This window comes from Haloferax profundi (assembly GCF_001469865.1).
Lineage (GTDB): Archaea > Halobacteriota > Halobacteria > Halobacteriales > Haloferacaceae > Haloferax > Haloferax profundi.
On sequence record NZ_LOPV01000625.1, the window covers coordinates 1 to 8516 of the forward strand.

Below are 8516 nucleotides of genomic sequence, written 5' to 3' on the forward strand. Positions count from 1 at the left end.
AATAGTGACGATTTACGCGGACTCTACACGGATGTGCTCTGCGCGGAGCCCACTCAGTGGCATCCATGGCGCTGAGTATGCGTCAGGTGATCTCGCATGACATCGGAAGATGGATTGACACACGAAGAGCCGCTCATTCTCCACTGTTTCGCGGACTACGGGACGGAATCAGAGGTACTCAACGACTTCGGAAACGTGGTTCGTGTCGGAATTGACCCCAAAGACACGAACGAGAGCACGCCGATCAAAGCAGACGCCCACATAGAGGACAAAGAGTGGGACTTTCCGATTAAGGACGACGTCACCTTTGACCTCGGACTGTTTCATCCAGTCTGCTCACGGTGGGCCGCGACGACAAGCATTTCGGGGAATCCTGACGACCACGAGGACATGATTCCTAGTGCACGAATACTCGCTGAGAAGTACTGCGACCACTACATAATCGAGAACGTCCCTCGTGCCCCACTAAAGGACCCTATCGTGTTGAACGGGCGGATGTTTGGTATGCCGATTGAGTATGAGCGTGCCTTTGAGACCTCGTTCAAGATACCACAGCCCCCCCGCGAGCGGCGGTTCCTGACGACAGATGGGCCGTCTGACAAAGCAGAGACCTCGTCGTTCTATTTTTCTGAGCGATCCAGAGAGTGGTGGGCAGCGGTCAAGAACTACTCACCGAGGCCATATCCGAAGAGCCACCTGGCGAAGAACGCGATTCCCGCACCGTTCATCTACTACCTGGTTCGGCAGTGGTTGATGGTGTACGAGGACGAACAGGGCATCTCAGAAGGACGCGTGGATTACTCCGACTACGACGAGCGAATGGACCTCAAGCGCAAGAGTGAGGCCAATCACGAGTTAGACGAATTTTGACACGCGAGAAAACGAACCTCCGATACGAACAAGTGGGTCGCCGGTTTCGGTTGGAGGTACAGTCTGATGACTGAGAAGGATTGCCACGTGTATCTGGACCAAGAGTCGAACACGTCGTACGTGGGAGATCCGTTCGCCGGGGTTCCCATTTCCCGCGAAATCGTTGAATCCGTCGCCGCTCAGTACAACGTGGAGACCGATTCCCTCGCAAGAGCATTACGAGAAGTACGGAGTACCTCTGTGGTAAATGTCGAGACTCTCTTCACCGGGTTTGACCCCCTTCCAGTGGGACGGAGTGACGATGGGCTGTTATTCGTACTAGCCGAGACGGATGGGTGCTGGGACGCTGCTGCCGAACGAATCGGACTCTCAGAAGACGGTCACGCCGCCGCCGCAACCGCCCACGACAGGCAGGTCAGAGAGGTGGTTGGAGACAGAGAAATCAGAGGTGGTAACGGATTCGTTGTTTCGTGTTCGGAGTTCCCCACAGACGCTATAGACGACATCATCACGGTGGTTGAAAGAACCAGATTGACGAATCGTCAAGCGACAACGTGGATTCTCTCACAATACGTCCCCGGTAGTGACGCAATCGCCCGGATACTCTCGATGCCCGAGTCACTTGTGCAGTCGGAACTCGCTACAGTTGACCGGACTACGCGGCAAGGCTTAGAGGAGACACGGACTCTCGACGTCCCTGGACCACTCACTCGCCTCGACCCGGCGCCTCAGTCGAGTAAGTGGATGGGACTCGAGTGGTCAAGCTGGTTCAACCTTCGAGATTGGCAAACACTCCGTGACGAACTGCCACGTCGTCCAGGTCTCTACAGAGTTCGACACACGGAACTCCCCGGTTTGATGTACGTAGGGGAATCGGGATCGGACGGAGGCGTTCGACAGCGGGTAGGCATCGACCTACCAGCTGGGTTGAACGAATCAACTCCACAAACTGGGGACCGACATGGTGCAGCGCGTCCCCTCCGACAAATCACCGAGAGAGCTGGAGGTGAGATGGAGGTCTCTGTCACGACACCACCTATATCGTCGGAACAGAGGCATCGCCGCGCAATCGAAGCCACACTTTTGGCGATTTGCCGGCGGGAAATCGGCTGGACTCCTATGGTCCAACTGAACCGAGAGCCCTCGGAGCACATGGGCGGGTCTCATGGAGAAGTGCTCCACGAGCTACGAGACATCGCAGAACGGTCCTCGTATACCGTGCCGTCGTGGCGGCCTTGGCGTAACGTGACGGCCTCGGGCTGGCTGGGACTCGACTGGACCGTGAGCCGTCCGCTCTCTGAGCGAAATATGATCGACAGTAGTGGTGTTCATGCGTTTCGGCTGTGGCGGAAGGACCAAGCGGGAGAACAGTGGGACCGAACACTCCAAGAGGTTGGGACGACAGGATCGATAGAAGGTCGCCTCTTCACTCTACATAATCAGTATGGAGACGAAGTACGTTTCTCTGTCGTCAACCTCAACGGGCTAAGTACTGTCACACGGCGGCGGTCGCGTGAACTCAGTGAAGTCCGCTACGACCTCATCGGTGCACATTACTTGGCCACCGGCGCTCCCCCTGAGGCACAGTTCTGACCTTAATCGGGCAACTCCACCGACAACACACTGCACACATTTATGTCGGCGCGGGAGATTTGTGCCAATTATGAATCGTAGCGCACATTTCTCCGATATGTCTGCTGCCATATTCGCTAGTGCCGGTGAGGTGTTGTGATGAGCGGTAAGTGGGGATTCACGACGTCCCGGCCGACTGATGCTCGTTACGGTGACGACGTCGCAAAGTACGCGATGTCGCACGGTGAGCCTGGGCTGAAGACCTTTGTTCGTGAAGTGTTACAGAACTCGAACGACGCGCGGTTGGAAAACGACCAACCGGCACGGGTAACGTTCAAGCTGGAATCCTTACGGGGCGACGAGGCAATAGAGTACCTCAGAGCACTCGATATCGAGACATGGTCCGAGCACGCCAATTTAGCGACAGACACGAAGAGCGGAAAACACATCGCTGAGGCGATCAAGCGGATCAAAGACGACGAGGAGATCCGTATCCTCACTATTGAAGACGAGAATACAGAGGGCCTCCTCGGTGAGGAGAACGCCGACGAATCAAACTTCACCGCTCTGGTCCGTGACGTGCTATTCAGCAGTAAGTCGGGGGATACCGCAGGAGGGAGTTACGGTCTGGGGAAGGCCGTCCTCTGGCTGTACTCGGGCCTATCGCTCGTCATGTTCAACTCGACACTGAGCGACCCCGACCCGAAAAAACGATCCCCCCGGTTGATCGGTCGGACGCGCTTACCGACGCACAAGTCGGAGGATGGCGATACGGTCTACCAAGGGCACGGTTGGTACGGCAGTCTGAACGGAGACGAGGAAGGTGCGAGACCGGAGTCCATCTGGGGAGCTGAAGCCGAATCGATAGCGGATCGCCTCCGGTTGAGTCGTCCGGATGAACCAGGAACGAGCATCCAGGTCGTAGATTTCCGCGTACCTACAGCGGAAGAGCGACTCGACGACGAAGAGTTGGCGGACCAGATCACGGGGATGGCAATCGAGTGGTTCTGGCCGGCGGTTTATCGTGGTGATTTGGAGGTGGCAGTCGAAGTTGAAGGTGAGACGAAGCAAGCAAGCATCGACGAGTATCCTCAGTACAAGCCCTTCACAAGCTGCTTGAACGACCGTGATGACTCGGTCAGCCAGTTGGACAATCCCGAGGATGTCGCGCAGGCGGAGATGTCACTTGACGTACCAAAAAAGAGCGATGGTGGTGGCGGTGCGGATGGCCAACTGGACCTGCTGGTTCGACGTGCAGATACTGGTGAATATCAGCATCGGAACGAAGTGGCGTTCATCCGAGGTGCGGGGATGGTCGTTGAGTACTACGACCGAGACCGAGTCGTCGTCGGGAACCAGGACTTCCACGCTGTCCTCCTCGGTGGACGTGCGCGGCCATGGGGCAGTGATGAGAGTCCGGGAGACGCAGACACTATCGTGGAGGAATTCTTGACTGCTGCGGAGCCACCGCAACACGATGAGTGGGTACGAACGGAGACACTGGCGAACAGTTACTCTCGGGGATTCCGGACGGCAGTAGAGGGTATCAAGTCTGACGTAACCGAGACGTTACGTGGACTCGTCGCGCCCAACGTCGATAGAGGTGCGACCGGGCCTCAGCGTCTTGGAAACCGGTTCAAGATCGGGAACGAATCACGAGGGGGTCGTTCAGAACGTGAGTCACCAAGTAGTCAGCGCGTTACCGGAGACACGAACATCTCGTTCGACGATGTGTATACACACTGGTCGTTCAACGGCGAGGTGGAGCCTTTGAGTGATCGTAACGAGATACGGGCTGTCACCGTCTCACTGATTCGGATGGCAGAGGAGAGAGCGACTACGGACCGCCTTCCCGTACAGAATATCTCGTCAAATACTGCTGGGGTGTCGATTTCACTTCCGGAGCAGAAGGGAGTCCAAGTGGGACGGCTAGAGCCCGCTCCTGGGACATCGAAGGTCTCCTTCGAGGGCGTGTCGACAAAAGATCACAGGCAGGTCGAGACCAGGATGAAGGTGTCGGTTGACGTAGCAGAACGGAGGGACGAGTAATGGCGACTGTCAATGGGGAGGTCGAAGGAGCCGAACCAGACGAAGAAGCGGAAGAAGAAGTTCAGACGGGTAGCTTAGTCAGCCAATCTCTTCCGCACGAGTATCACGAAGAGGCACTCGAATTCGATGTCGAATCATTCCATCTAGATGGTGCCCCTCTGGGTGATAGAGGAGATCTCGACGAGGACGATAAGTTCCTGTCGCTGGTCGACGAAGGGAACTGGGAGACTCTGGAGTTAGAAGGTACGGTTACCATCCATGAGGATACTGTCGAGGAAGTCTTCCCGTTCAACGAGTGGGACGAGACACCGGGTCGCCTCGCACTGGTGAAGGAAAACCCCCTCGCAATGACTCGAGACCGGCACATCCTCGCCGACTCACCGCTAAATGGCGGAAGCCACGAGTTTACCTTGTGCATCAACCGTGACGACCACCGTGGACGAGTGAAAATCAAGCCGTACCTCACCAGAACGGAGAAGGGCGGCTCTAGTGGATCGAAGCACGCGTCCAAGGTCGGCGCTCGGGTCGCTGACGGGCTCTCGTGGATCATTCGACTCGACGAGAGGGATGATGGCGGGAGTCTTCTCATGCCGATCATTGAGGACTTCAGCGACTACGACAGTTTCCCTAACGAGAACCACATCCACTATCTCAGCTTAGAGGCGCCTCGTAACCCACAGTTATATCTGAACAGGGAACACCCACAGGTGGTTGAAGTTCTGAAAAACACGGGATCTACGGGCGGACCACCGCGGCTACGTGACGTACTTTACGATTACATCGAGCATTCCGTCTGGACGCAGCTACTGATGCAGACAGCACACGACACGAGTCCCGATACGGGCGAACCAGAGTATGGCTGGCAGGAAGACGTATTAGATATCTTCTTGGACGATTTGTACCCGGACCTTGATGAAGACGAGGCAGCGATTCAACTTGCCGAGGACGTTCGGAGTCACGTCGATATCCCAGACCTCGTTCAGCGGATCGAACGTGCGGTGCATCAGCATTACAACATTCCGTCTGACACGACGAACCTGATAGAGGAGGCGATCCAAAGTGACGACTGAGCTTTTCCACCTGCAGAGTGCAGCCCATCCGATGATCGACAATCGGTTCCTCGCTGGCAAGCGCGAGCTTTCAGAGGATGACCTCCGTCCGTACTTACAACCGCTCGGTCGTTCCATAGACTTGAGTCCGATTGACGAGCGGATAGAGGAGATTCGTGCTGACGACGACATCAAGGCCCAAGACTCGATTATAGACGCCGAGCTAGCACCGACACTCCACCGTACACTCGATCTGACACGTAACGAGGCGGCAGACGCCGGGCTGTGGCACTACCTCTGTGTCGTTCGGTTCCCGGAGTTCGTTCACTACCGGTGGGACCACGTCTTCAATCCGGAGAGTCCGGGTAACATGGAAGAAAAGTTCCTGAAGGCTGGGACCGACGCATACTCCAATGCACTTCACCGAATCTGGTGGGGTGCTGAGCTCACCTACGAGGAAGGTGAATCGGGAGGAGTTAAGCATCGGGACTACAGTAGGACGAAGAAAGTCCTCGGTTTCCAGGAGCTCGCAAACGACATTCTGGACCACGACTTTGCGCGGTACACCCCTGTTACACATGCCTGTGGTGATCTCCTCTGTCACGACACACTGAACGATATCAAGGAAGACGGTACGTACGACGACCCACCGTCTAACAGTAACATCGTGAGCCGGACGACGACGCTGCTCCGGGAGGAACTGACGGTCCGACGTGTAGAGACGATGGAGGATGACGACATCGTGGAGACGATAGAGGACCTCCGTGACGACGTGATGCGCCTAGAGGCTGGCTGGTCGTAGCGCGGGGCTCATTTTCTAAGCTAATATTGGGTTACACAATCACACGTCTGCGTTCCCGGAGAATCCTAACTCGGTTGACGGGATTGCGTGGTTGAAAGACAAAGTCCGGGAAGGTAACCTTGTGGAGTTGTTGACGACTCCGACACTCGTTGTTGCGCTGCCGGTTGAAGTATACGGAGTTTCCGCAGGCAACGCCGGGATTGAGAACGTCGGGAGCGACTCTTCGCCGCAACGAGTGCTCGGGGAGGGAGGGGTGCGTCCAGTGTAACGAGACGTACAGAGGCAACCCCAGAAACAACTCCTCTGACAGGGGGGTGCGTCCAATGTAATTTGCTGAGCGTCTCCGTCACTCCACACTTCCAAAAGACCCATTTACATGACCCTATATCCAATACGGTTTCGGCTGAATAGGCCGCTACTTAGTACTTTCCACGGGAATAGGCAGCGACTGTACTCTCTTCGATTTTCGAGAGTGTACACTGGACGCACCCCCCTCCCCCTCCCATACGAGAACGAACTGTTTGTCAGTGGATGTATCCCTCTCTCATTGGCGTCATTGGACATGGGGGTTTATGTAGTCACCAGCGAGAGTTCACCCATGCGAGAGTTCGGCGAGGAGCAGACAATCTTCGACGATATGGACGTGTTGAACCCAAACAAGGGGTACCGTCCTCGTGAGCTTCCAGAGCGCGAGATGGAACTCGACGAACTCCACAGTGCTCTCCGTCCCGCCACGTTGGGGTCGACGCCTCTCAACGTATTCGTGTATGGCCCCACTGGGCAGGGAAAGACGGCCGCAATCAACCTCAAAACTCACCAACTACAGAGTTTCGCTGATAATCAGGGGATCGACGTCACTGTGGTGAACGTCAAGTGCAAAGGGCTGGACAAGTCTTACCATCTACTCACCCATCTGGTGAAAGAACTTCGAGGCCCCGGTGCGGAACTTCCGAAAGGGCATCAAAAGAAGGCGCTCTTCCAGATGGTTACTACGGAACTCCGCAGAATTGGTGGCACAATCATCGTCATTCTCGACGAGATTGACGCCATCGGCGACGACGACTACGTGCTCTACGAACTCCCCCGACTCGAGCTTGATGACGTCCGACTCTCCATCATCGGGATTACGAACGACCTGCAGTTCCGGGAGAACCTGAACGCAGACGTTCGCTCTTCACTCGGAGAAGACGAAATCGAGTTCTCACCCTACAACGCTAACCAACTCCGCGCGATTCTCGCTCGCCGTGCAGCGAAGGGGCTCAAAGATACAGAGTTCGTCGACAGGGATAGTCAAGACTCCCGCCCTACTGTCGCAACCAACGGGATCGATGGCAAAGTCCTAGTCAGTGATGTACTTGAACCGGACGTCATCCCGCTGGCAGCGGCTTTCGCGGCAGCCGATTCCGGGGACGCGCGCCAAGCAATCAAGCTGCTCTTCCGCGCCTGCCGGCTCGCCGACGACGCTGGAGAGCAATTCGTGACTGAACAGCACGTTCGCGATGCACGCGATTACATCGAACGGAGGGCCGTCGAACGAGGAATCAATTCCCTCCCAACACACGCGAAAATCGCACTCATGGCCGTCACGTACTACACGGTTCGCGACGACGCAACGTGGGTCGAGACGAACAAGCTCTACGATTACCACAAACAAATCTGTGCTCAGTACGGTGTCGAGAGTCTCTCTGACCGACGCTACCGGGAGAAGCTGAATAACCTCTCGCACTCGAACATCCTCAAGAAGAAGACCACTGGACGAGGACAGGGCAAGGGCGTTACGAACCGCTACTCACTCGCTGTCGGCATCGAAACCGCCATCGAGAACCTCCCCAACTCCGAGGACCGACTTGGCGGCGGCGCTGACGTCATCCGCGATATGGCGTAGTGGACACCCAGCCAAGCACTCACTACACCGAGCAACTCGCTTCTGTACTGTTTCAGGATCCTCGTCAGCTATGCGGGAGGGAAAACGACATAATAGTGTCTGGGATGTTGATGTATACGATAGATGACAAGGATTTAAGTATATGTCTCTATTCTAACAAAGTTAATGGCAACCAGTGGGGCTTCTTTGGACCTCCACCAAGATTTTGAGGACGCCGACGAAATTGTCGCGTATTACGCTCGAAAGTTCTCACGTACCCAAGTAAATCGGTATGCAGAACTCGTTGGTG

At 55.9% G+C, this 8516-nt stretch carries 6 protein-coding genes; all 6 read left to right on the forward strand.

Features of this window, described 5'->3' with window-relative positions; genetic code table 11:
• The first annotated feature begins 96 nt into the window (after positions 1-96).
• The 6 genes from AUR66_RS17940 (at position 97) to AUR66_RS17965 (ending at position 8227) form a co-directional block, all read left to right on the forward strand.
• Positions 97-870, forward strand: coding sequence for a hypothetical protein (locus tag AUR66_RS17940; protein ID WP_058573517.1), 774 nt, complete (start codon positions 97-99; stop codon positions 868-870).
• 66 nt (positions 871-936) lie between these two features.
• On the forward strand, positions 937-2463 hold the full coding sequence (locus tag AUR66_RS17945; protein ID WP_058573518.1) for a hypothetical protein: 1527 nt from the start codon (positions 937-939) through the stop codon (positions 2461-2463).
• A 138-nt stretch (positions 2464-2601) separates the two neighbouring features.
• On the forward strand, positions 2602-4491 hold the full coding sequence (locus AUR66_RS17950) for a hypothetical protein (protein ID WP_058573519.1): 1890 nt from the start codon (positions 2602-2604) through the stop codon (positions 4489-4491).
• The gene (locus tag AUR66_RS17955) at positions 4491-5561 is read left to right on the forward strand and encodes a hypothetical protein (protein ID WP_058573520.1); all 1071 of its coding nucleotides are present in this window, start codon (positions 4491-4493) and stop codon (positions 5559-5561) included. The genes AUR66_RS17950 and AUR66_RS17955 overlap by 1 nt, the downstream gene beginning before the upstream one ends.
• On the forward strand, positions 5551-6342 hold the full coding sequence (locus tag AUR66_RS17960; protein ID WP_058573521.1) for a DUF6339 family protein: 792 nt from the start codon (positions 5551-5553) through the stop codon (positions 6340-6342). The genes AUR66_RS17955 and AUR66_RS17960 overlap by 11 nt, the downstream gene beginning before the upstream one ends.
• Before the next feature lie 598 nt (positions 6343-6940).
• Complete coding sequence (locus AUR66_RS17965) at positions 6941-8227, forward strand: Cdc6/Cdc18 family protein (RefSeq protein WP_058573522.1); 1287 nt, start codon at positions 6941-6943, stop codon at positions 8225-8227.
• Positions 8228-8516 lie beyond the last annotated feature (289 nt).